1 protein-coding gene is annotated in these 243 nt (G+C 39.9%); it reads left to right on the plus strand.

What is annotated here, in order from left to right; translation table 11 throughout:
- On the plus strand, positions 1-243 hold a 243-nt coding region (locus SB749_RS20585), incomplete at both ends, for a hypothetical protein (protein WP_410711949.1).

Raw genomic sequence — 243 nt, forward strand, 5'->3', positions numbered from 1 at the left:
CGATCTATCGTTTTTAAATGGTAATTTGTACCTAGCTTCTGAGTTAGGGGCTTACTTTTTAGATTTAGATGACGAGCTACGTCCGTTTCCACTGCCCAATGCTAATAACTCAGCTGTGTATAAGTTTATGAGCGATGGTAATGGCGGCTTGTGGATATCAACCTATGGACGTTTATTATTTAGAGCTAAATCTAATGATTGGCAGTGGGTTGAACCCAGCCAATTAGATCAGAGCATTTGGTT

The sequence above is a fragment of the Brevibacterium sp. SIMBA_078 genome (assembly GCF_046534565.1).
Lineage (GTDB): Bacteria > Actinomycetota > Actinomycetes > Actinomycetales > Brevibacteriaceae > Brevibacterium.